We start from the raw sequence: 22,034 nt of genomic DNA on the forward strand, positions 1-22,034 counted from the left end.
GCCTACACATGCTCAAGCGTGATCGGCTGGGTTCGGTGAAAAGCGCCGCCGTCAAAATCCACCATCGCGATAGTGCCGGGCCGCGCATAGGTGTACATGCCGGTCGACGTGTAGTGCCGGCCAAGTGGGAGCGCTTTCGGATCGGCCATCTCGACTTCGACGGAATAGCCGGTGAACTAAGGAGCGGTGCCGACGAATTCGAAGGCACCTGCCTTGCGCACCGCACTTCGGCCACCATCGCAACCGACGAGCCAGCGTCCGCGAAAAGTCTCCCCACCTGCGCGAACGGTCACCTCTTCGCCTGATGCGTGAAACTCGTCGGCGCTGAAGCCACGCCTAATTTCGGCCCCCATGGCGCTGGCTCGGCGGGCCAGGACTGTTTCGAGCGTCTCCAATGCGACGGCCATGCTGGTGCCGGCCGGGCTTGTCAGGCGATAAGGCCACTTCGAGGTGTCGATGTCGTCGTGATAGAACGGGATACCCGCAAAATGGCCGGCTGGCCGGCGCGGCTGTTCCATCCAGGGTGCGGTTTTTGCAGTACTGTCTGCGCCGTCATTCGCACGCTGCGCTGCAACGACCTCGTCCAGCAATCCACGGCTGTAAAGGGCTTCAAGGGTGCCCGCCGAAAGGCCACGCATTCCAAACGGCATGCGCTTCAAGGGAGAGTGTGGATCTTCGGATCGCTCCAGCACTAGGACCGACAGGTCCAACAGGCGCAACTCGCAAGCGAGAAACAGGCCGACGGGGCCGCCGCCGGCAATGACGACGTCATGGATATCTGGATGATGCTTGTGCATGAACTGCTCCTCTGTCGATGTCCGACCGGAGCGTTCTTCAGAAGGAGAACCACACGGACGAACGTATAGACGCCTGAATGGCGTCACATGTTCGTCGTGGGGATCTTGTGCACGAAGCCAAAGAGCAGAGCTTTCGTTACCGAAAGGACTTGGGCTTACCAAACCAAGTCTGCCTTTTCCGACGCGCCATTTTGCCATTGACGATGAAGCGGCAACAAGCAGCGGCGGTCAAGGCCACTGCAACCTTGCAATGGCCGAAACGGGGGCGACGCACACCAAACAGCGGTCGGTGAACGGCCAAGAAGATACGGTCTGCCACCTAAGATGCCGCCGCAAAGCGGACGCTCGCCAACGGCAAAAATGGGTCGAACAGCGACCATCAAGCGTCACTCGCCAGTCGACGAATCGGCGGACGCCGGCGATCGGTCAGTAACCGGCCAACAACCGCCCGTCGGCTACCACAATCGCATGCCGCAAAGCAGTCATTGGCTGTGTCAATTGGGAACGTTGCTGGCGGCGGCTTGAGTTGGCGGCCGCTTCTCAAGCTCTCTTTTTTAACTCCGTATGCCCAGCAAGGTTCACGCTGGTCCTTTCGATCGAACAACGCCTTAGTCACGGATACGCATTCTGGAATTGACAGTCGCTAGGGGCGAGCTTTAAGGACTTGGGCCAAGGGACTTCGAGAAAGAGCGAGGCAAGTCACCCTTGTTGAATCGATTCGGAATACTGGGTACACGCCGCCTTTCCATTCCACGAAGACTACGCGCATGGCACTTCAGGATTCTTGCGGGAAAGCCATTCAGCTGAATCCAATCGGAGGGGTTGCTGCATCTGAGCAATTAATACCGCCATATCGGCTGATGGCCTAGAGAGAGAACCTGCCAACATTCTGGACGTCTAAACGTTTTCTGGTCGATCGCCAGACACCGACGACACCGGTGAACGAGTGAGGTCTCAGGGCGCGATTTATACCGAGGTCTGTGTCAGCACCATCAATGCAACAAGACCGTTTACGGAAATGCAGTCTGGCAAGGTTCAACGCCACACGCACTGACACGCACGACGCAATATAGAGAACAACATGATGGCCAACTAAAAGCCTGAAAGCTCGGGGCAAGAGCATCAAGCGGGCAGTATTGACGGGAAGTCTCTTACGGAATTGTTAGGCATTGTCGCCAATACTATTGGAGAAGCTTGCTGCCGGATAAGCAAAACGCACGAACCGCGGTGCGCCTCGAAGAAAGTACAAGCCAGCGCAGAAAGCGATTGCGAACGCACAGTTACCCCGACGCATTCTCTCGGCGATCCCATCTCGCGTATTAAACTTGCGCAGATCACTGTGCCGTCGACTCGGAAACCCCATGAGCTATCTAGAGCTGCATCATTTCTTGCCGCACCTCAACGAGATCTTCGCGAGCAGCTATAACGATGAACCGGTCGCCTTCATTCTGGTGGAGGCGACGCCGCTGGGCATGACATCAGCTTCCCGTCAGCCCTTTAGTCTCCTGTTTTTTTGTGAGAGAGCGGAAGTCATGCCGCAAAGCCTTTATCAGCTGCGGCATTCCATCATGGGCGACTTCGCTATTTTTATGGTGCCCATCGCTCGGCAAGCAAATGGGTTTATCTATCAAGCAGTATTCAATTGATCCGCCGACCAGCGCATGGTCAGGTGTGAAGAGCTGCCGTCGTCGAGGTCGACTATGCAGAAGCCCAGTCGTTCGTAGAGCCTGCGCGCAGCGGTATTGCGCCGATCGACATGCAGAACCATGCCGCGTCCGAGCGAGCCTGCCTCCATTTGGGCACGCTTGATCAACAGGCCGCCAATACCTTGATTTCGGATCGCTTCGATCAGCGTGATATCGACGATAAGGAATTCGAGCATATCGCGCAGGAGGTATAACCGCCCGATCGACTCGCCATCTCGTTCGATCAGCAGAAACTCGGCGGTACCAAAAAAGCTCACGTAGTGGCGATGCTGAAGGTCAAACTGGTCGTCGAGGAATTTCTGCTTGAACTCGACCGGCCACGGCACGGATGCCAGCTCGGCGGCTCGCGTCTGCGCGTAGAGCATGCGCAGGAATGCCATATCGGCGTCTACGATGGGGCGTAAGGTGATGCCGCGCGCGTCAAGTTCCACCGGCGTACGCAATCGGTCGCCGCGCGCTTCGGGGAAAGAGGGTGACGCCACGTCGCTCAACCGAAATTGGGGAACGCGCCCTGCAACGCGATGCAGTAGTTCAACGCGAGGTAGGGCTGGCGATTTTCATGCGGCTGCCCACCGCCGGTTACGCCGACCGTTATGGGTGCAAAACTGGTATTGGGCGTTATACCGTTGACGAATGGGTTCACGTTCTCCGGGGGTATCAGCGCGTAATTCGCCGCCGGTGAAGGGCTTCGCTTGGCCGTGTCGGGTTGATTGAACACGTTCAAACTATGGGTATGGGAAGGGATGGTAGACGTCGTCAACGCCACCCCATTCTCGCCAAACGTTTCGCCGATAGTGCGCGAGCTCAATCCCGGTCCGGTACCCTGGCTGCATGGCGCACGCGCGGTAAGGTTGGGTAAGTTGAAGGTGGTTCGTCCGTCGCCGCCGTAGGCGGTGCCGATCAACGAAAAAAGGGCGTTGAACTGCCTGATCTGTAAGGTCGCACCATTGCATAACGCCCATCCGACGGGCGCGAAGTTAAATGCAAATAACTGGATTTCACCCAAATACGGCTCGGTCATATCGCTCTCCTCAAGATGTTAGCGTCGCGGCTATTCGATGCTTGCGCTCGACTCAACTCGGCGACGGATAAATGCCGGCCCAGGCAATGCAGAACGACCCGGTCAAGGTCGGCATCGTGTTGTCGTGTGGTTGGTTGGCGCCGATAGCACTGATCGTGGTGGGAGACATGGCATAGGAATGCGCACCCGTGAGATCGCTGGCATAAAGGAGATCGCCGCTGACCGTACCCAGCTCGACACTGCTCGACAGTGCGTTGCCGTTCGCGAGGCCGGTCGTCGCGGCAAACGTATGGTTGTGCGAGGGCAGATTGGGCGTAAGCAACGTCACGCTCTCGCTACCGCTGTACTCGCCTAGAACGCGCGGCGACAGACCGGCTCCTCTGCCCATGTTGATGGGGAGGCGCCCACGCATATCGGGTACGGCAAACGTGCTGACGCCATCGCCCCCGAAGGTGGTTCCAAGCAAGGTGAAAAGCGTTTCGTAATCCGAAATGGGCTTTAGGCTGCCGTCACAGGCAAACCAGCCGGTTGGAATACGTGAAAAAGCGAACAGCCGGATTTCTCCGAGATAAGGCGTGCTCATGGCTTGGCTCCCGTGCGGACTTGGATGCTGAAACGGTCAATTACGCGACGGAAAAATGCCGTATAGCGCGATATTGAAATTGAGTACGCCGTAGGGCTGCATATTTACATGCGGCTGACTGCCCCCCGATAACCCAATCGTCTGGCCGTTCAACACCACTTGCGGCCCCGAGGAGGGCGCGTAGATCGATTCCGATCCGCTGCCCGCGTACATCGCGTTGGTAGGGTTTTTGATCGCACCGGCGTTTGTCGACCCCAGGGCCGTATGCGTATGCGCCGGCAGATTCTGCGATACCAAAGTGACCGTTTCGGCCCCCCCGACCTCGCCCTGCGTATACGCCGGCGGCTGCCAGTTGGGATCCACCGACGCCCCCGCACCTACCGCGGCTCGCCCTTGCAAGTTGGGCAGTGCGAAGGTAGTGCGGCCATCGCCGCCATATTGCGTTCCGAGCAGCGAAAACAGAGCCTGAAACTGGTTGATCGGCAAAAGCTGACCGTTACAGGCTGCAAAACCGCGGGGCACAAAACCGAAGCCCGCCAGCATGATTTGCCCCATATAGACCTGAGCCATGGATATTTCCCTTGAAGGATGCGCGTCCTCGCGCCGCGCTAATGTGTAACACGCTTGCCGTAGTTACAAGTGCATGTTTTTTTTGGTGCGTCGCAACTAAAGCCCGTGACTATTTACAGGCACTTTTATTTATACCCATTTCTTGCTTCAATCTCCTCGGGGAATTACGAAGCCTGGAAGTCTTACTGCCGATCAGAGCGCAGAGCTTGTCGATTGCAGGGTATCCAGAGTCGTCACTGCAGCCATGACATCGCAACGATGTCGAACGCTGTGGAAAACAGGGAAGAGGGGCCAATATGCTGCATCGTCTGTTTGACCGCACCATGGCGCGTGCAGGTACGTACGCTCATCTTCAATCGAAGGTGGGTGCGAATCGTCTGTCGATTTTATTGGCGCGTTTGACGCTGCTGCTGATCATTGCCGGCGGGTCGCTGTGGCCAGACCTAGCGCATGCCAGCGGCCCGAGCACCGAATGTCCGTCGACGCAGATAGAGACTGTGGCATCCGGCGGCACCTTCACGGCGAACTTCATCACTTGTTCCGTCTTCGGTCTGAGTGGCGTTTCCGTAGAACCGACCCATGGATCATTGTCCGGGGTTGATCCACAGCACGGCAATGGCACCGGCCTGGTCACCTATGTGGCCAACGAGAACCCGAGCTCGACCAATTCGATTACCGACAACTTCACCGTGCTCGACGACGAAGGCGATACGATCGCCTTCACCGTCACCATCCAGCCGAACACGTCAGCGCTGACGATTTCGCCGGCATCGTTGCCCACGCCGGTGATCGGGCAGTCATACAGCGCGACGCTCAGCGCCAGCGGCGGCGTCGCTCCTTACGCCTTTTCGGTCAGCGGATTGCCACCGGGGCTCACGTTCAACGCGAACACCATCTCCGGTACGCCAACCGGTACGGGCTCGTTCGTGATCGTGGTCAACGTGAGCGATTCGACCACGCCCGCCGCGCTCACCGGCAACGAGGATTACACGGTCACCATCGCCGAACCGGTGTTGACCGCGGCGCAGCCGCCGGCGGCCGCGGTAAATGCGCCGTACAGTTATCAACTGCAGATCAGCGGCGGCACGCCGCCTTATTCAAATTACGCCCTGGTGGCCGGTCATGGCCTGCCTGCCGGACTCAGCCTCTCCAGCAGCGGCCTCATCACCGGCACGCCCACTGCGGTTGGCACGACCAGCTTCCAGTTCACGGTGTACGACAGCACCAGCGGGACCGCTCCTTTCTTCGGCACGGTGACCGCCTCGCTGACCGTCAACGCGGTGCCGCCGATCACGCTGAGTCCGTCCACGCTCGGCACGCTGACCGTCGGTGTGCCGGTGAACCAGACGATCACCCCCAGCGGCGGCTCGGGCGTGTCGCCCTATGCCTTCAGCATCAGCGCGGGCACCCTACCCGCTGGCCTGAATCTGTCCTCCACGACCGGCGTGCTGTCCGGCACGCCGACCGCGGGCGGCAGCTACAGCTTCACGATCAGCGTGCACGATGGCGGTTCCGGCACCGGCTCGCTCGCCTACAGCGGCACGATACAACCGGCAACCATCGCCATCACGCCGACCACGCTCGCGGCAGGCACGCAGGCAACGGCCTATAGCGCAACCGTCACCGCGAGTGGCGGCACCGCGCCTTACACCTATGCGGTGTCCGCCGGCTCGCTTCCCACCGGCGTGACCTTAAACAACAGCACCGGCGCGCTCAGCGGCACGCCGACCGTCTACGGCAATTTCAACTTTACCGTCACCGCCACGGACAGCAGCGGCGGCACGCCTTATTCGGGCAGCCGCGGCTATACGCTGACGATCCATCCGAGCGCGCCGACCGTCACTCCGGCCACTTTGCCCGATCCGGTCGCCGGCGTGGCCTATAGCCAGACGCTGGCAGCCAGCGGCGGCAATCCGCCCTACACGTTTGCGATCAGCAGCGGCAGCCCGCCACCGGGGATTTCGCTGCTCGGCGACACGGTCTCGGGCACACCCACAGCCACCGGTGTGGCGACGTTCACCGTCCAGGTCACCGACGCTGCCGGCACGACGGCGACGCGTACCTATTCGCCAAACGTCGCCGCGCCGACAATCACCATTACGCCGGCGACCGTGCCTGCGGCGACCCTGCATGTGGCGTATTCGCAGCCACTCGCCGCGCAAGGTGGCACCGCACCGTATACCTTCAGTTTGGCCAGCGGCGCCCTGCCTCCAGGCCTGAGCCTGGGCACCGACGGAACTCTGAGCGGATCTCCGAGCACCGGTGGCAATTTCAATTTCACTGTCGCCGCCACCGACTCCACCCGCAACGGCACCTACCAGAGCACCCGCAGCTACAGCCTGACGGTGGCTGCGCCAACCATCACGCTGACGCCCGGCAACCTGCCCGCGGCCGCGGTCGGTAATGCCTACAGCCAGAGCATCGGTGCGACTGGTGGCACGGCGCCGTATACGTTCGCCGTCACCAGCGGCAATCTGCCCGCCGGGCTACAGCTCAGCAGCAGCGGCACGCTGTCCGGCACGCCTAGCGCCGGCGGCACGGTCAACTTCAGCGTGACCGCGACGGACGCCAACACCAATACCGGCACGCTGACGTACTCGCTCACCGTGAATCCGCCGACGCTGAACTTCACGCCGCCGGCCGGCACGCTCGATGCGCCTTACGGCAGCGCCTACTCGCAGAGCTTCGCCGGCAGCGGCGGCACGGCGCCGTACACGTTCGTGCTGACTGGCGCCTTGCCGAATGGCCTAAGCTGGAATCCAGCCACGGCGACGCTGTCGGGCACGCCGACGCAGCCGGGCAACTTTCCCGTCTCGATCACGATGACCGACAGCAGCACCGGCAGCGGCCCGTTCTCCACGACCCACAACTACACGGTGACCGTCGCCGCGCCCACTATCGTGCTTGCTCCTGCGACGTTGCCCTCGGGAAGCGTCGGTACGGCCTATGCGCCGAGCCAACTCACGGCCAGCGGCGGCATTGCGCCGTACACCTATTCCATCGTCGCCGGCGCATTGCCCGCCGGCCTGACCCTAAGCGGCAGCGGTACACTCAGCGGTACGCCGACGGCGGCCGGAAGCTTCAACATTACTGCGCGCGCCACCGATACGAATGGAAGCACCGGCCAGCAAAGCTATACGTTGACCATTGCTGCGCCGAGCCTGACCTTGAATCCCGCGACCTTGCCGGTAGCGACCGCCGAGGTGGCCTATTCTCAAAGCATCAGTGCTACTGGTGGCACCGCGCCGTACACGTATTCAATCAGCAGCGGCGCGCTGCCGGCCGGCCTGAGCCTGGATTCCACGACAGGCGCACTGGCTGGCACGCCGACCGCGGCCGGTACCTTCATCGTCAGCATCACCGCCCACGACAGCAGCACCGGCACCGGCGCGCCGTTCACGGCAAGCCGCAACTACACGCTGACGGTGAATGCGCCGAACGTCGCGATCAGCCCGGCTAGCCTGCCGAATGCCAAAGTGGCGACGGCCTACACCCAGCAGTTCAGCGCCAATGGCGGCAACGGCACCTACAGCTATACCGTGAGCGCAGGCAGCTTGCCTGCCGGACTGACCTTGAGCAATGGCGGCCAGCTCTCCGGCACGCCGACCAGCGCCGGCAGCTTCAACTTCAGCGTGACCGCAACCGATGGCGCCGGCTTTACCGGTACGCAGGCGTATACCCTGGTGGTGGCCACGCCGACCCTGCAGCTGACCCCGGCGAGCCTGCCGGCAGCCACGGCGGAAGCCGCCTATACCCAGACCCTCACGGCAAGCGGGGGCACTGCGCCTTACACCTATGCCGTGAGTGCAGGAACGCTGCCTGCGGGCCTAACATTGAACGCGAGCAGCGGCGCACTCTCTGGAACGCCGACCGCTGCCGGCAGCTTCACCTTCACAGTGAAAGCCACCGACAGCACCACCGGCAACGGTGCACCGTTCTCCGTGAGTCAAAGCTATACGTTCACGGTGAACGCGCCCGCCCTGACGCTGACGCCGACCACTTTGCCGAACGCTCAGTCGGCCGTGGCGTATAGCCAGCAGATCACCGCCACTGGAGGCAACGGCACGTACAACTATGCGGTGACTGTCGGAACGCTGCCAGCTGGACTGACGCTTTCCAGCAGTGGCCACCTGGCGGGTACGCCCAGCAACGTGGGCAGTTTCAGTTTCACTGTGACCGCCACCGATGGCCTGGGCTTCACCGGCTCGCAGGCTTACGCCTTGGTGGTCGGTGCGCCGACTCTGCAGCTGACGCCGACAAGCCTGCCGGCGGCTACGGCGGAAGCGACCTACACGCAGTCGTTCACGGCCAGCGGGGGCACGGCGCCGTACACCTATGCGGTGAGTGCAGGCACTCTGCCTGCGGGCCTGACACTGAATGCAAGCAACGGCGTCTTGTCGGGAACGCCGACGGTCGCCGGCTCCTTTATTTTCAGCATTCGCGCTACGGACAGCAGCGGCGGCGTTGGCGCGCCGTTCTCGATCAGCCAGAGTTATACATTCACGGTGAATGCGCCCAGCCTCACGTTGACGCCTGCCACCTTGCCGCAAGGCAAAGTGGCTGTTGCTTATACGCAGACCACCTTGTCTGCATCCGGCGGGTCCGCCCCATACACCTATGCGGTGACTTCGGGTTCGTTGCCTGCCGGACTAACACTCAGTCCAGCCGGCGTAGTGTCAGGCACACCGACCGCCGCCGGTTCGTTCAACGTCACCGTAACGGCAACCGATAAGTTCGATTTTCAGGGGGCCCAGGCTTACGTCGTTGTGATCGGGCAGGAAGTGCCCGTTGTGTCTAACGGCGCCGCCAGCACGAATGCCAACACCGCCGTGACGATCCCGGTGACTAGCGAAGGTGGGCCGATTACAAGCGCCACTGTGACTCAACAGCCGGTGCACGGCACGGCGACGGTCAACGGGCTGAGCATCGTCTACACACCGGCATCGAACTATTTTGGCACCGATGCGTTCGAGTACACCGCGACGGGCTCAGGCGGCACGTCCGCACCGGCGACGGAAACCATCACGGTCGTTGCGGGTGCGGTGCCGGTGGCTACTGCGCAGTCAGCGACCGTGCTCGCCGGAAAATCGGTCACTTTGCACGCCACCACGGGGGCCACGAACGGACCGTTCACTGCCGCAGCCATCGCCACACAGCCGTCCTCCGGCACGGTGGTCGTCCAAGGCACCGATCTGGTCTACACCGCGGCGGCCGATGCCTCAGGCAGCGTCGGTTTCGACTACACGCTGTCCAACGCTTTCGGTGCCTCCAAGCCGGCGCATGTCACCCTGACGATCAATGGAGTGCCTGTAGCACCCACGCTCGAGGCCACGACGATCGCCGGCTCGACGGTGCAGATTGATCTCACGGCCAGCGCACACGGCGGTCCGTTTACGGCGGCGACGCTGGTGTCGGTTTCGCCGGCCAACGCCGGTTCGGCAACGATCAAGGCCAGCGGCACGGGATACACGCTGTCTTATACGGCAGCGCCGACGTTCGGTGGTGCTGCGGTGTTGCGTTATACGCTCAGCAACGCGTACGCCACTTCAGCGCCTGGCACGTTGACGGTCAGCGTGACTTTGCGCAGCGACCCGTCGAAGAACGCCGAAGTGCTCGGCGTGCTCGATGCACAGGCGGATGCGACACGTCGCATGGCGATAGGGCAGATCAGCAACTTCCAGCGTCGTCTAGAAGCACTTCACAGCGGCAGCGCCGGCGGCGGTTTCAGCAACGGCATCACCGCTAGCTCGGCGGACAGCGTGCGCCGCCCCGACGTGATGGCGGATCTGAATAACGGTACTCAGAACGGAACGACCCGCTTCCTGGTCTCGCCGGACGCGCCGACGTCGACCAGTCCGCTGATCGGACCTAGCGGCAGCGGCTCCACGTTGGGCGGTTTCTCGATCTGGACCGGCGGTGCCGTGAACTTCGGCAAGACCCAGCCGGGCACCAGCGACAACGGCGTCGACTTCACGACGCAAGGTTTGAGCGTGGGTGCGGATAAACAGGTGACCGAACGACTGGCGATGGGCGTGGGCGTCGGCTACGGCCACGACGATTCGGACATCGGTCAACACGACAGCCGAAGTACCGTCAACAGCTACAACGGGGCGATCTACGCCAGCTTCCGTCCAACGGAGGCGCTCTACGCCGATGCGTTGCTTGGCTATCAATGGCTGTCGTTCGATGCGCGTCGCTATGTCACCGACGACAGCAATACCGTGTTCGGCAATCGCGATGGCAAGCAGTGGTTCGGATCGTTTTCGGTGGGTTACGAACACCACACCGACGACGGCCTGCTGTTTACATCCTATGGCCGTTTGGACCTGGCCCACGCGAATCTCGATGCCTACACCGAGCACGGCGACGCGACCTATTCGCTCGCGTACCAGCGGCAGACGGTCAAGACCAGCACAGGTACGCTTGGTGTGCTGGCGCAGTGGTCGGTCAAGAGCGACTACGGCGTGTGGGCTCCACAACTGCGCGCGGAGTTCGGTCATGACTTGCAGGGATCGAGTGAAGCCACGATGCGCTATGCCGATCTACTGAGCGGACCGCTGTATCAGGCGACCCTGCTCAATCAGTCACGCAACCACACGTTGCTTGGTGCCGGCATAGGCCTGCAGACCGTTCAAGGCTGGACGTTCCGTGCCGAGTATCAGAACTATCTGGACAATACGAGCAAGGACAATCAATCGATCCTACTGGGCGTGGAGAAAAAGTTCGATCCGTGAGTGGCCTTAGGCTGCTTAAAATTGGGCAGAACGGCGCTCAGTGTCCAAGCATGATATCGCGACTGCGGCTCCGCACTTCTGAATCTTCGCAGTGGTCACGTTCCACTCCGTGACCTCGCGAACCTACCCCTGAATATAAGGTGGGGGCTCGTTGCGTGGAGACCGCCATTAGCAATCAGCAGGTCCTTACCTATACAAATTCGGTAGCCGCCCAAGAAAGTTCGCTCGTCGCTATAGGAAGAACAACTATTCAGTTGCTGGATTGCCTATGACGCCCTCGAATAGCCTGTCGAATTAAAAACGGAAAGCAGCTCACAACGCCGCATTCTACGCAGCCATTTCTGCCTCTATATCTTCGGCGGTTTGGCCGGCGACGTTCAGCAAAAGTCCGAAATCGGCTAGAAACGGACGGGCTCGAACGTCGCGTTTCGGGCCGGCTGGATGACATCGTCCTATCGTCTCTCGCACCGGAGGTTGCTGATACATGCAAACGTCACAAGAAAAAGAGTACTTCGCACCCGAAGTGGGGGTAAACCAACTCGCCGCGGCCATCGCGCTTATGTGCTCATCGAAGATGGTTGAGTTAGATCGCGATAGCAGCGCGTTCAAGCCCGTCTCAGAATTTGCCTTTGAAGATGAGGCGCGTAAGCAGCACCCGATATTCGGTCGAGTAATGTTGTGGATCCTATTTTCCACGGGAGCTGAGTACCTACTGAAGGCATCATTGATTTTTTCGGGTTTGCTGGAGATCAAGACGCAACAGAAGCTGGGTATACCTTCGAAAGAAACGCCGTGGACATCAGAATGGCTGCTAAGCGTTCCGCATGCTGGCGTCGAGGATTTCAGTACAATGGGTCGAGTCAAATCACAACTCGCTCAACTGTTTTATCGTCATCAAGGCGTTTCGCAAGAGGACAGGGAGAGGGTCCAGCATACCTACGACTTGCTTACAGACGCTATTCGCAATCGTGATGCGCACGCCTACGTCCAAGGAGTTCGAGCTGCGCACTTCCACGTACTCGAGACTTTTTGCTCCGCCTTCAACACACTACTTTCCTTGGTCGAAGAAAACGCGTTAAAAGGCGCGCTGAAGATTGCGATGCCCAACGCCTAGCGTCCAAGCAAAGGCAATAGATTAGGCGAAAAGATCAGTCCGACGACTGCTAAGCGGCAAGGTATTCTTGGAAGGCCTTTTCTGCTACAGGCCGGATAACCACGAGGCACGGTCTCCATCCAAAAGGTCACTGACCGGCCATCAAGAGACACTCGGCATGCAACATCGAACGACCGGAGTCCGACTGGCTCCGGCCATTCTATGGATATGCGCTCACCTAATAGGCGATTCGTTCGTCGCTCACATAGCGCGCTTGCAACCTTGATTTTGCTCATGAGGACATGCGCAAATTGCCTACCGAGCCTGGAAAGGCTCTTAACCCAGTCGCGTCAACGCGAAATCGATAAAGCTTCGCAGCTTGGCGCTAGGCCTTACTTCGGGCAATCGGACGATGTGTACCGCCCGCGTAGGGAGCTCCCAATCGGGCAGGAGTTGCACTACGTGACCTGCCGCGATGGCGGGTGCCAGCAATGCGTCCGCTTGCATGATCACGCCCACTCCTGCTATCGCGGCACTCAGCAGCGCCTGGCCATTGTTGGTGCTGAATTGTCCGCGAACTGGGACCTTAACGACATCGTCGCCTCGCGCAAAACGCCAGATGTGGCTCGGTCCCCAAACTGCAAAATTAAGCAGCGCATGGCCTTCAAGTTCGGACGGATGCGCCGGCATACCATAGCGTGCTATCCAACTGGGACTGGCCACGGCGAACATGCGAGACATGGCGAGCGGACGCGCGATCAGCCTATCGTCGAGCGTGCGGCTCATTCGCACACCGCAGTCGAAGCCTTCTTCCGCGAGATCAACCACGCGATCATTCAAACTCAGGTCCACTTTCACTTGCGGGTGCGCAGCAAGGTAGTCGCCGATCACTGGCGTAAGCCGATGGGCACCAAACGATACGGGCGCCGTGATCCGGAGTATGCCTTGCGGCACAGTGTGCAAAGAGTCGGCAACGCCGTCGGCGGTTTGCACGGTCGCTAGCACGTCGCGACATCGCTCGACGTAAGCCGCGCCAATGTCAGTAAGTCGATGTCGGCGCGTCGTTCGCTCTAGCAGTCTTGCGCCCAACTGGGTTTCGATAGCGTGGATGTGCTTACCAACCATCACCGCCGAGAGATTCAATGCCGTTGCTGCCGCTGCGAAGCTGCCCGCATCGACCGTCGCAACGAACACTTCCATGGCACGCAGTTTGTCCATATTACTAACCATTGGTTTCGAATGTGCGAACAATACGCTCATTTATCCAAATAAGTATTTGCAAAATAATCCTCCTATCCCATCTTTCAAAGGAGTTGGATATGAAGGTTTTAGTAATTGGTGCGAGCGGTACCGTTGGCAGTGCGGTTGTCGCAGCGTTGGTCGATCGGCACGAGGTGGTCCGCGTGGGTCGCGAGCACGGCGATTTCCGCGTCGATATCACGAGTGACGACAGCGTGGAGGGGATGTTTAAAGCAGTCGGTCCATTAGACGCTATCGTTTCGACGACAGGTAGCTTGTTCTTCGGGCCCCTCGCGACGATGCGGCCAGCAGATTTCAACATCGGCTTGCAGGACAAGCTACTTGGCCAAGTGCGGGTCGCGCTGCTGGGCCAGCATATGTTGCGTGAGGGCGGCTCAATCACGCTGACCACGGGGATCGTCGCCGAAGAGCCGATCAGACAGGGAGCCAACGCGACCGCCGTCAACGCATCGATTGAAGGCTTTGTGCGGGCGGCGGCAATTGAATTGCCTCGCAATTTACGCATTAACGCCGTGAGCCCGACGGTATTGACGGAGTCCAAAGGCGTCTATGGGCCATTCTTTCCCGGCTTCGAGTCGGTGCCTGCGACCCGTGTCGCAATGGCGTATGTGCGGAGTGTAGAGGGACCCCAGACGGGGCGCGTTTATCAGGTATGGCAATAAGATTGGAGGCGGCTTACAAGCCGCCAGATCAGAACGATCGACTGCTAAGGTCAATGGCCGCTTCCACCAACGTTGCAGACATATTGGGTGCGAGCGTGAAAGACGGCAACGGGTCGATTTCAGCCGTTCTCAGCTTTTCCAAGCTCAGCGTCCTAGCGCCCCATCGTCGGCCCTTGCTGCTGCGGCTGTTGCACTTGCATCGCTTGCTGCACTTGCTGCTGGACCTGCTGTTGCTGCTGATTGACTTGCTGCATCGCCTGCGTGTGCTGCTCAACGGGGGTGTGGACCGCTTGTGCCGTCGGTGTGGGGCGCGCTATTTCTCTCGACGGAGACGCCGGATCTCCCTGGACAGCGGACGCGTTTGCACCGTCGGTGCTCAGCACCACATGGTCCACCCGGCTCAAACCGTGGGCCTTGGCACCTACGGCGACGCCCGCTGCGAGGTTTGTGCTGTGCTGATCGGGCATGCGTCCGAGCTCGGCGTCGAGGCGATGCACGGCACTCAGCGATTGATTAAACAGCATGTAGTCCGGGTGCGCGGGATGATTCAAGAGCACCGGAGACACCTTGTGGGCGTAGCCCACAACGTCTTCGATTCTGTGCGATGCAGCGTTAACCGTGCCGTGATAGTCCTCCACGGCTTTGTCCTTGACCGCACCGAGCAATTCGCCGGCTTGTTGGGCATTGTGTTCAACACGATGCACAACCGCTCCCGTGGCATCGAGCACGGGCTTGTTGATTTTGTATTCCAGATGCGCCATGTCTCGTGCGCGTTCGATCTGGCCACGGTAGTGCCCGATCATCACGCTGTGTTCGGTCGCCAACGCTTCGTTTTGTGGCGTGATGATGGATTTCCCGATCACGCTGTTGTCGGCTAGGAAGTTCCCCATTTTGTGCGCCTCACCCTGGATCTTCCCAAGGATGGGCTCGTCGGGTGTGAGGGCATTGAGCAGTCGGTTATCGTGGTAGCCGGCACCTTGCAAAGCCTGGATGTCCTGGGGCACGGCGTAGACGCGCACTTGCCCAAAGTGCGGGCTGGCTGCGCTCACCACGTCCGTCGCACGGACGTGGTCAATGAGCTGGTTGCCACCCTCGGGGATATGGAGGCCGCTGAGGCCCGCCGCTCCGAACGCGTTGAAGGTCTCGCCCTTCAATCCATATTTGTAAGCGTTCATTTCCGCTTCCGTGCCGCCAAGCGAATGGCCGGTGACGCTCACCGGCACCGGGGAATGGTAAAGCTCGGCCTTTTGCTTGGCCAAGCCGATCACTTTTTCGGTGAAAGCGTTGGAGTCGGCGCCTTGGTCGTTGAACCCTTTGACCGCCATGTCCACATCAGTAACCAACACGTCTTTTTTGAATTCGCGGTCCATCTCCGTCCCGCGATAGGCAATCACCACTTCATGGGTCGAGTCCAATCGCTCATACGCGGTCGCCTGAAATCCGGTTTTTGAATTATCCGCATGCGCAATTGGCCGGTATTCCACGCTATCGAGGGTGACGCGCTTATAAGAGATCACCCGGCCATCCGGCGCCTGCGCCTCTACCTCCGGATCTTTGTAGGCGGCATCGCTGAGCAGCGCGTAGTCCTTCGTGCTGAGCGTCATTGAAAGCGTTCCTTCGCGGTGTAGGTGACCGAGAACGGATGGTCAGACGGCAACAACTTGCTGCCATCCGTGATGCCCACATCGACACGCTCGGTGTCAGCCTGGGCATACGATAGACCGGAGAAATACCAAGTCTCCGGCTTCTGCGCTTCGATGCTCTTTGGCGACATGCCAGGCGTCATCATCAAATTTTTGTGCTGCAAATACGTCGTTACGCCTGTCAGTTGCCAGTGGCAGACACCCTTGCCGTAGTAATCCCCGTCTTCCATCAGGTCGGCATAGAACTCGCCCGTATACGTGTTCTCCCCTGTCTTGGTCATAGGGATGGTCACGGTCTTGTCCGGCGCATTTGTGGCACCGCTGCCAGGCCGGGTCGGCGCACAAAAAGGGTTTGAGACGTCGTATTGCACCATCGTCTGCATCGAATCAAAGCCCCCTGGCGCGTCCTTGATCGTGACCGTGAGCTCGTATCGCTTTGTGGGGTGCGCTTTGGTTTTGATGTCCGGAGTTGTCATGTTCGATGAGCCGCAAGCAGTCGTAGAGGTCAGGATGGCCAGCGCAAGCGAGGCCGCCAAAAATGGTTTCGTCATAGCCAATGTTTCTCAGAAGAAGACACGCCACCGGCGCCCAAGGGCAGTGGGCGTCGTCCGTAAGGGCGGGGCAAACAAGGGCGCCGATGGGCGTGTGCGGAGATGCGGAGCGTCAGCGCGCTCGTGCCAGTCATTGGGATCGACGTGATGCGTTTAACCATCACTTTGCTCCTTGCGTCGTTGGCCCGAGTGTATTCCCAAGTGGCCAATGAAAAAATGCGCGCCTCACAATCAGAAAATCCTTACACGCTAGGACTGTCGACTCCCCGTATTTTGATCCAGGCATAGCTGGAGGTATCCGGGTAAATGACGTCGGGCCGAATGTCGGATTCAAGGCAAGCTGATCGAAGCCACGATCGGCAGAAATGGGTCGGTTTCTGCCGGTCGGAGTCGGTCTGAGAGTGATCATACTGGTCGGCGTGCTCGTCATCGCCAACCGTCGTGTGTTGCAAGCGTCCCGGTGCACGCAGCCCTTCCTGGCAACGTGGTCGTCGGCGAACGGACCTCCTCTTGGCGACGCTTTACAAGACGTTTCGGGTGGCCGGTTTCGCCCGGAATAGCAGCATCGTCACCGCCACGGCATGGGCGAGCCAGGATGCTCCGGGTCAAAGCCCATTCGCACAGCGACGGTGCGAATAGAGTCTCTGCCCTACCCACGGCATGGCTATCGGGACATCGAACGCACCCCCGCTGCAGTCGTTTGCGCAGCGGGGCGGGCACGGTCGAGGAATGCAGCGGCGGAAATTACACCGCGCGTAGCGGACGCCGGCCGCGCAACGGCGCCCCATGTACCTTGCCGATCTGCGCGTCGCTGGTGGTGACTATCACGAAGTCCGCCGACTGCTTCATATAGGCGGCATGCTCGCGCGCCTGCGCCTCGGTCTTGAAGTGCTGCGGCTTCAAGCGACGCCCCTGGTGAAACCCGCACACCACATACGTTGCCACGTCCATCGCTATCTCCCGTGAGGTGCGCTGAGTTTGTCGGCGAAATGTGTCAGGAGATGAGACAAGATTTTGTGCAGGCGTGACAGAAAGCGGTCGGTGCGCCACCTTGATCCGCTGTTGACACCGTACAGGACTATGCTCGGACTCCCACCGAGGACGCGCCATGGCGGTATCACGCCAAGAGTTACAGCGGCGCCTGGCAAAGCTGGACACCGATATGCCCGAGTTGATAGCGAGGTTTCCCGACCGGGACGACTTGCTGGCCGAGTTCTTTGCGCGCGCTTATTCAACGATCGACGCGATCACGTTGACCGAGGACGCACTGGCGTTTAACGAGATCGATCGCATCCTGCAAAAGTTCGGGTACAGGGCTCGTAGCGACAACTAAAAAGTGTCAGGGACCATGCGAGAGACCCAGGCAGCCGCCCCAGCGTCGCCACCGCTGCGAATCGACGCATTCTGGCTTCGACCCTTCGTGTCAGAAATTGTCCCCGGCACCTTTTTCGTCATAACCCGGTCAGTTCGCCAGAGGACGGTCAAACCTTGGCGTAAGGCGTGCCCGCCATCATTGTCGTCAGCCCGATAGCGCCTTTATCCACGATCGCCAGCAGCACCTTGTGTGCTGACGTGGTTTTCCCGGTCTTTTGATACGTCTTATGGGCCTCCAACATGGCGACGCCCCACGTGGCTACCTGGATGCCGGCGACGAGATGAGCGTCCGGGTCGCCCGGCGCTCGGCCGACCGATTCGGCCATAGCCACCGACACTTCCCGAATGAGCTCGTCGCGTATCGTGCGCGCCCGGGCTTTCAGCGTTTCACTGGCCTCGATGGTCTCAATAAACAGCTGGCTCTGATCGCAAAACTCGACATACGGCCGGCGCTTCGCCACCGCGTGATGGGCAAACGCACGCAGCGCATCGATGGGCGAAACCGTCGGATCCCTGGTGTGCAATGCATGGATGAGTTCTTCCCGACCTTGCGCATCGAGGTCGAAAAACAGGTCTTCCTTTCGCGGAAAATGATTGAACACCGTCATCCGGCTGACGTCGGCCGCTTCTGCAATCTCGTCTACCGTGACGCGGTCGAAGCCCCGCTCGAAGAACAGGCGCGTGGCGACGTCCGAAATCGAGGTTCGGGTAGCGAGGCGCTTGCGCGTGCGGCGGGCCGGGGGTGTTGACATCGGAGCTCCTACCCTCAAGAATTATGTACTGAGTACATTTTTATACCTAGTTAAATATTACGCGATTGTCTGTAACCGCGCTGGTCAGCGGCTCCCCATGGTGCCCCGTTTAACCTAACCCGTGGAACCTCATCAATGAATCGGACCGTCCTGATCTGCGGCGCCAGCTTTGCCGGCCTTTCGACGGCTTACTGGATGGCGACATTCGGCTACCGGGTCACGGTGGTGGAGATAGCTCCCGGGCCCAAGAAGGGCGGCACACCCGTCAATATCCAGGACCGAACCATCGACATCGTCAAGCGCATGGGTCTTCTTGACCAGATCCGCGAGCAGGCCTTGAAGATGGAGGTCATGGAGTTCAGGAACGCCGACGATGTCACGGAGCGGTCAAGCATTCGGCCACAACATGCTGGCAACGACGCGCACGACGAGTATGAGATCGAGCGCGACGTGCTGCTCGCCATGCTCTTCGACGCGGTCAAGGACCACGTCGAGTTTATATTCGGCGACTCCATCCAGTCATTGACCGACGAAACACACCAGGTCGCCGTGAGCTTCAGGGGCGGCAAGCCGCGTGCATTCGACCTGGTCATCGGCTGCGACGGCGTCCACTCCACGGTTCGACGGCTTTGCTTTGGCGACGAAGCGCAGTTTCTGCGTTATCTGGGCGCGTACTTTTCGATCACCATCGTGGATAAGTCGCTGATCCCCGACAACACCACGCAAATCTATAACGAGCCTGGCATAGCGGTCATGCTCAATGCCTACAACCAGAAAACCGATATCTGCTTGTGCTTTCAGTCGGAGGATGAAATCCCTTATGACTACCGTAACGAGGAAGACCAGCGTCGAATCATGGCCGAGCGATTGGCCGACGTGGGCTGGCGAACGCCGGCATTGCTCGCCGAGGTGCGTCGCTCCGACAACTTTTATTTCGACAAGCTGTGCCACACGACCATGCCCTCATGGACGAAGGGCAGAATCGCCCTGGTCGGTGATGCCGCCTACTGCCCTTCCCCGGCCGCCGGTCGCGGCGGCTCATTGGCCATCGACGGCGCAGCAGCATTGGCCGACGCGTTCGTGGCATGCGCTGGGGATGTCGAGCAAGCATTCGAGCACTACAACCGATCGTTTCGACCCTTCGTCGATCGTATCCAGGCCGAGGTGATCGAGGTCGGGCTCGAATTCTTCATTCCCCGCACCGCCGAAGCAATTCGCGAAAGAAATGCGGGCATGGGGCCGATGGTTTAGCGAGGCGCTTCCGTGCGCTCCCAATGAGTCAAGGTGTCAGTAACCATTCGAGCACCGCAGTATCGGCAGCCGAGGCTGGTGGCACGTCGGTCGCCTGGACATGGCGACACGCCAAAGCCATTTTCATTTGCCGACATCGCCGACGAGCCGCCGCCCGCGGTCGGCAGCCATGCCCGCTGCATCATCGGGATCAAGCCCGCGTACGCAGACGCCTTGCTTCATGCTGACCCAAACCATCCAGATGCGTTACCAGCCATTGTCGACGACAGGCTACGGCCGTTCTACGACCATCGTTTAGCCGCCTAGGCTTCCGGAAACGAGCCTGCCGACAGCTGAAAGTATTTTCTTGCCAAGCCAGCAGAAAAGCTGTCGACAAAGTGCATCTGACTTTTTTAGTTAGCTCGATCTCGGATCATCTTCAAGCCGAACGGACGACTTGAATAGGTATGAAAGCGTTTTAAAAAAAGACACCGACGATCTTTTTACCTCGTTGGAGCCTGATTCAGGCTTTTTCCAATGGAAGTCCGCCGCTTTGCTACTGCATCTTTCAACCAGCTTGATGGCTCTCACACTGACTTCCACTTCCATATCGAGATCATGGTTCCAATCCTGCTTATTTTTGCCAACCATCGTTACCCGATCATTAATCGCCCTCGAGAGCGCTCGCCGAGCAAGTGCTAGCGCGACCAAACCAATAGCAAGCTTGGCCAAAACCATAGTAATTGCCATGTCGTCCCCTACAGGCCAAAAACCAACGTTATCCAAAAAACATTTTAGGTACGCGAACCCGCTGCTTCCGATGATGAAAACAAACGTAGACGCTGCAAACATGAGGGCGAAGGCCACAGCGATGCATTCATTGATCCGGGTCACCGAATACATGACCTTGACGTCGCGTTCGGCGAAAACGCTTTTGTAAAGCGGACCAATCACACGATCTTCTAAAATCTGGACTTGTAGCTCCCAGTTGCGCTGCCAGAACTTGCTTCCTCTGTTGACCAACACCCATGCAACACAAACAAAACAACCAAGTAGGGAAATAAACAAACACACTATTTCTAAAGCGGCTCTGGAAAAAACCACACCTGACTTCGCGCCGAGCGCAAGCCCTAGCGACGCTGCAATTCCACCAACCAGAAGCCAAAAACTGCCCGACCTTTTCCAATAAAGGTCGATTTCAAACTTCCGTATGTCCAAGGCAACTTCATAGGCTTTGGCCAAGCGTGAGTCTTTCAGATAGGCCCCTTCAGGCGTCCCCGGAATCCCAAAAGCCTCAACATAATCACGATAACTATCGGTATGAATCATCTCTAGCTCCCTGCTGTTAAAATACGGCGCGTTGCGGTTAGTTTCTGATGGCAGATAGCACGCGAACTACAAGGTAGTCAGGGACCATTTGAGCACTCGCAGCAACCCTTCGCTTATCAAAAATTGTCCCTACCACCCTTTTTACCTGCCCTTTTTACGACAATGCCCAACCCAGAGGATAAGAGCAATGACAGATGTCAAGCTGACATACGTGATTACATATACACAAGGCTCAGGCCCCAACCAGCAAACGATTCGTGGTTGCCGCTCACAAGCTGAAGCAGAAGAAACATTCTGGAGCCAGTCCCATATCAAAAATAATCCAAAGACAGCCATTGTCAGCATTAAGTCGAACCCTGGCTGATTCTTTATCTGATCTTTAGCCTCTTACTGTGTTTCTCAACCAAACAGGGCCAGGTTCACTCATGCCTGACGAACCGATAGATCCAGTCTTATTTAGAACTATCGCACTGTAAGCGTGCTTTGACCCTATCCCCGTAGCTGTAGCGACCTAAAGTAGAGAATTCGGCACCGCTGTTATTTTTTGTCATCCCGAATAGGCCTTGTTGCTAAGGGACACTGACCCAGTTAGCTATAAAATTGTTCCTGATACCGTTTTTTCCACGGCGTGCCGGTGCGACGACGCCGCGAATTGAGCGAGTTCACGTAATTGCGTTCAATGGATCAGAGCATCAGTAAGAGAGATCGCCGAGTCGAGCGGGGTCGAAG

The 22,034-nt window shown here is 59.1% G+C and carries 19 protein-coding genes; 7 read left to right on the forward strand and 12 right to left on the reverse strand.

Annotated features, from left to right (window positions below; all coding sequences use genetic code 11):
* Positions 1–2: 2 nt before the first annotated feature.
* Complete coding sequence (locus HDE76_RS20565) at positions 3–149, reverse strand: hypothetical protein (RefSeq protein WP_218862601.1); 147 nt, start codon at positions 147–149, stop codon at positions 3–5.
* Positions 150–176: 27 nt separating this feature from the next.
* Positions 177–797, reverse strand: coding sequence for an FAD-dependent monooxygenase (locus HDE76_RS07095; protein ID WP_218862603.1), 621 nt, complete (start codon positions 795–797; stop codon positions 177–179).
* Positions 798–2,158: 1,361 nt separating this feature from the next.
* Here HDE76_RS07095 and HDE76_RS07100 point away from each other — a divergent pair.
* Positions 2,159–2,443, forward strand: a complete 285-nt coding sequence (locus HDE76_RS07100) for a hypothetical protein (protein ID WP_179482862.1) — start codon at positions 2,159–2,161, stop codon at positions 2,441–2,443.
* Here HDE76_RS07100 and HDE76_RS07105 read toward each other — a convergent pair.
* The 4 genes from HDE76_RS07105 to HDE76_RS07120 are packed head-to-tail and all read right to left on the reverse strand — an operon-like array spanning position 2,425 to position 4,677.
* A complete protein-coding gene (locus HDE76_RS07105) occupies positions 2,425–2,985 on the reverse strand; it encodes a GNAT family N-acetyltransferase (RefSeq protein WP_343205674.1) in 561 nt (186 codons plus the stop codon). The two genes, HDE76_RS07100 and HDE76_RS07105, sit on opposite strands and share 19 nt — an antisense overlap.
* A gap of 5 nt (positions 2,986–2,990) precedes the next feature.
* Positions 2,991–3,524 carry a tail fiber protein gene (locus tag HDE76_RS07110; RefSeq protein WP_179482863.1) on the reverse strand — a complete coding sequence of 178 codons (534 nt, stop codon included), beginning with the start codon at positions 3,522–3,524 and terminating at the stop codon, positions 2,991–2,993.
* Positions 3,525–3,576: 52 nt separating this feature from the next.
* Entirely contained in the window at positions 3,577–4,107 is a 531-nt protein-coding gene (locus tag HDE76_RS07115) for a tail fiber protein (RefSeq protein ID WP_179482865.1), read from the reverse strand.
* A gap of 36 nt (positions 4,108–4,143) precedes the next feature.
* Positions 4,144–4,677 (reverse strand): tail fiber protein, encoded by a 534-nt coding sequence (locus HDE76_RS07120; protein ID WP_179482867.1) that lies wholly within the window; start codon positions 4,675–4,677, stop codon positions 4,144–4,146.
* A 296-nt stretch (positions 4,678–4,973) separates the two neighbouring features.
* On the opposite strand from HDE76_RS07120, the gene HDE76_RS07125 reads away from it, so the two are divergent.
* Positions 4,974–11,411, forward strand: coding sequence for a putative Ig domain-containing protein (locus HDE76_RS07125; RefSeq protein ID WP_184506298.1), 6,438 nt, complete (start codon positions 4,974–4,976; stop codon positions 11,409–11,411).
* A 484-nt stretch (positions 11,412–11,895) separates the two neighbouring features.
* Complete coding sequence (locus HDE76_RS07130) at positions 11,896–12,525, forward strand: hypothetical protein (RefSeq protein ID WP_184506300.1); 630 nt, start codon at positions 11,896–11,898, stop codon at positions 12,523–12,525.
* A gap of 315 nt (positions 12,526–12,840) precedes the next feature.
* On the opposite strand, the gene HDE76_RS07135 is transcribed toward HDE76_RS07130, so the two are convergent.
* Positions 12,841–13,722 carry a LysR family transcriptional regulator gene (locus HDE76_RS07135; protein WP_184506302.1) on the reverse strand — a complete coding sequence of 294 codons (882 nt, stop codon included), beginning with the start codon at positions 13,720–13,722 and terminating at the stop codon, positions 12,841–12,843.
* A gap of 101 nt (positions 13,723–13,823) precedes the next feature.
* On the opposite strand from HDE76_RS07135, the gene HDE76_RS07140 reads away from it, so the two are divergent.
* Complete coding sequence (locus HDE76_RS07140; protein ID WP_184506304.1) at positions 13,824–14,426, forward strand: short chain dehydrogenase; 603 nt, start codon at positions 13,824–13,826, stop codon at positions 14,424–14,426.
* A 152-nt stretch (positions 14,427–14,578) separates the two neighbouring features.
* Here HDE76_RS07140 and HDE76_RS07145 read toward each other — a convergent pair whose 3' ends face one another.
* The 3 genes from HDE76_RS07145 to HDE76_RS07155 form a co-directional block, all read right to left on the reverse strand.
* Entirely contained in the window at positions 14,579–16,030 is a 1,452-nt protein-coding gene (locus HDE76_RS07145; RefSeq protein WP_184506306.1) for an XVIPCD domain-containing protein, read from the reverse strand.
* Complete coding sequence (locus HDE76_RS07150) at positions 16,027–16,620, reverse strand: hypothetical protein (RefSeq protein ID WP_184506308.1); 594 nt, start codon at positions 16,618–16,620, stop codon at positions 16,027–16,029. The genes HDE76_RS07145 and HDE76_RS07150 overlap by 4 nt, the downstream gene beginning before the upstream one ends.
* A 744-nt stretch (positions 16,621–17,364) precedes the next feature.
* Positions 17,365–17,571: a hypothetical protein gene (locus HDE76_RS07155; RefSeq protein ID WP_184506310.1), complete on the reverse strand. Its 207-nt coding sequence runs from the start codon at positions 17,569–17,571 to the stop codon at positions 17,365–17,367.
* Between the two features lie 157 nt (positions 17,572–17,728).
* Between HDE76_RS07155 and HDE76_RS07160 the strand changes: the two genes are divergently transcribed.
* Complete coding sequence (locus HDE76_RS07160) at positions 17,729–17,953, forward strand: hypothetical protein (protein ID WP_179482880.1); 225 nt, start codon at positions 17,729–17,731, stop codon at positions 17,951–17,953.
* A gap of 148 nt (positions 17,954–18,101) precedes the next feature.
* Here HDE76_RS07160 and HDE76_RS07165 read toward each other — a convergent pair whose 3' ends face one another.
* Complete coding sequence (locus tag HDE76_RS07165; RefSeq protein WP_184506312.1) at positions 18,102–18,746, reverse strand: TetR/AcrR family transcriptional regulator; 645 nt, start codon at positions 18,744–18,746, stop codon at positions 18,102–18,104.
* A 135-nt stretch (positions 18,747–18,881) separates the two neighbouring features.
* Between HDE76_RS07165 and HDE76_RS07170 the strand changes: the two genes are divergently transcribed.
* A complete protein-coding gene (locus HDE76_RS07170; protein ID WP_184506313.1) occupies positions 18,882–19,997 on the forward strand; it encodes an FAD-dependent monooxygenase in 1,116 nt (371 codons plus the stop codon).
* A gap of 396 nt (positions 19,998–20,393) precedes the next feature.
* Here the strand turns inward: HDE76_RS07170 and HDE76_RS07175 are convergent, their stop codons facing one another.
* Positions 20,394–21,305: a hypothetical protein gene (locus tag HDE76_RS07175; RefSeq protein ID WP_184506315.1), complete on the reverse strand. Its 912-nt coding sequence runs from the start codon at positions 21,303–21,305 to the stop codon at positions 20,394–20,396.
* Positions 21,306–21,492: 187 nt separating this feature from the next.
* Here HDE76_RS07175 and HDE76_RS07180 point away from each other — a divergent pair, with 187 nt between their 5' ends.
* Positions 21,493–21,669: a hypothetical protein gene (locus HDE76_RS07180; RefSeq protein ID WP_184506317.1), complete on the forward strand. Its 177-nt coding sequence runs from the start codon at positions 21,493–21,495 to the stop codon at positions 21,667–21,669.
* The last annotated feature ends 365 nt before the right edge of the window (positions 21,670–22,034 follow it).

Origin of the sequence: Rhodanobacter sp. ANJX3 (assembly GCF_014200755.1) — a bacterium.
GTDB lineage: Bacteria > Pseudomonadota > Gammaproteobacteria > Xanthomonadales > Rhodanobacteraceae > Rhodanobacter.

Bases quoted from the DNA above. Each gene is read 5' to 3' on its own strand.
- HDE76_RS20565 (WP_218862601.1), bottom strand. From the start codon at position 149: ATGGCCGATCCGAAAGCGCTCCCACTTGGCCGGCACTACACGTCGACC.
- HDE76_RS07095 (WP_218862603.1), bottom strand. From the start codon at position 797: ATGCACAAGCATCATCCAGATATCCATGACGTCGTCATTGCCGGCGGC.
- HDE76_RS07100 (WP_179482862.1), top strand. From the start codon at position 2,159: ATGAGCTATCTAGAGCTGCATCATTTCTTGCCGCACCTCAACGAGATC.
- HDE76_RS07110 (WP_179482863.1), bottom strand. From the start codon at position 3,524: ATGACCGAGCCGTATTTGGGTGAAATCCAGTTATTTGCATTTAACTTC.
- HDE76_RS07115 (WP_179482865.1), bottom strand. From the start codon at position 4,107: ATGAGCACGCCTTATCTCGGAGAAATCCGGCTGTTCGCTTTTTCACGT.
- HDE76_RS07120 (WP_179482867.1), bottom strand. From the start codon at position 4,677: ATGGCTCAGGTCTATATGGGGCAAATCATGCTGGCGGGCTTCGGTTTT.
- HDE76_RS07125 (WP_184506298.1), top strand. From the start codon at position 4,974: ATGCTGCATCGTCTGTTTGACCGCACCATGGCGCGTGCAGGTACGTAC.
- HDE76_RS07130 (WP_184506300.1), top strand. From the start codon at position 11,896: ATGCAAACGTCACAAGAAAAAGAGTACTTCGCACCCGAAGTGGGGGTA.
- HDE76_RS07135 (WP_184506302.1), bottom strand. From the start codon at position 13,722: ATGGACAAACTGCGTGCCATGGAAGTGTTCGTTGCGACGGTCGATGCG.
- HDE76_RS07140 (WP_184506304.1), top strand. From the start codon at position 13,824: ATGAAGGTTTTAGTAATTGGTGCGAGCGGTACCGTTGGCAGTGCGGTT.
- HDE76_RS07145 (WP_184506306.1), bottom strand. From the start codon at position 16,030: ATGACGCTCAGCACGAAGGACTACGCGCTGCTCAGCGATGCCGCCTAC.
- HDE76_RS07150 (WP_184506308.1), bottom strand. From the start codon at position 16,620: ATGACGAAACCATTTTTGGCGGCCTCGCTTGCGCTGGCCATCCTGACC.
- HDE76_RS07155 (WP_184506310.1), bottom strand. From the start codon at position 17,571: ATGGACGTGGCAACGTATGTGGTGTGCGGGTTTCACCAGGGGCGTCGC.
- HDE76_RS07160 (WP_179482880.1), top strand. From the start codon at position 17,729: ATGGCGGTATCACGCCAAGAGTTACAGCGGCGCCTGGCAAAGCTGGAC.
- HDE76_RS07165 (WP_184506312.1), bottom strand. From the start codon at position 18,746: ATGTCAACACCCCCGGCCCGCCGCACGCGCAAGCGCCTCGCTACCCGA.
- HDE76_RS07170 (WP_184506313.1), top strand. From the start codon at position 18,882: ATGAATCGGACCGTCCTGATCTGCGGCGCCAGCTTTGCCGGCCTTTCG.
- HDE76_RS07175 (WP_184506315.1), bottom strand. From the start codon at position 21,305: ATGATTCATACCGATAGTTATCGTGATTATGTTGAGGCTTTTGGGATT.
- HDE76_RS07180 (WP_184506317.1), top strand. From the start codon at position 21,493: ATGACAGATGTCAAGCTGACATACGTGATTACATATACACAAGGCTCA.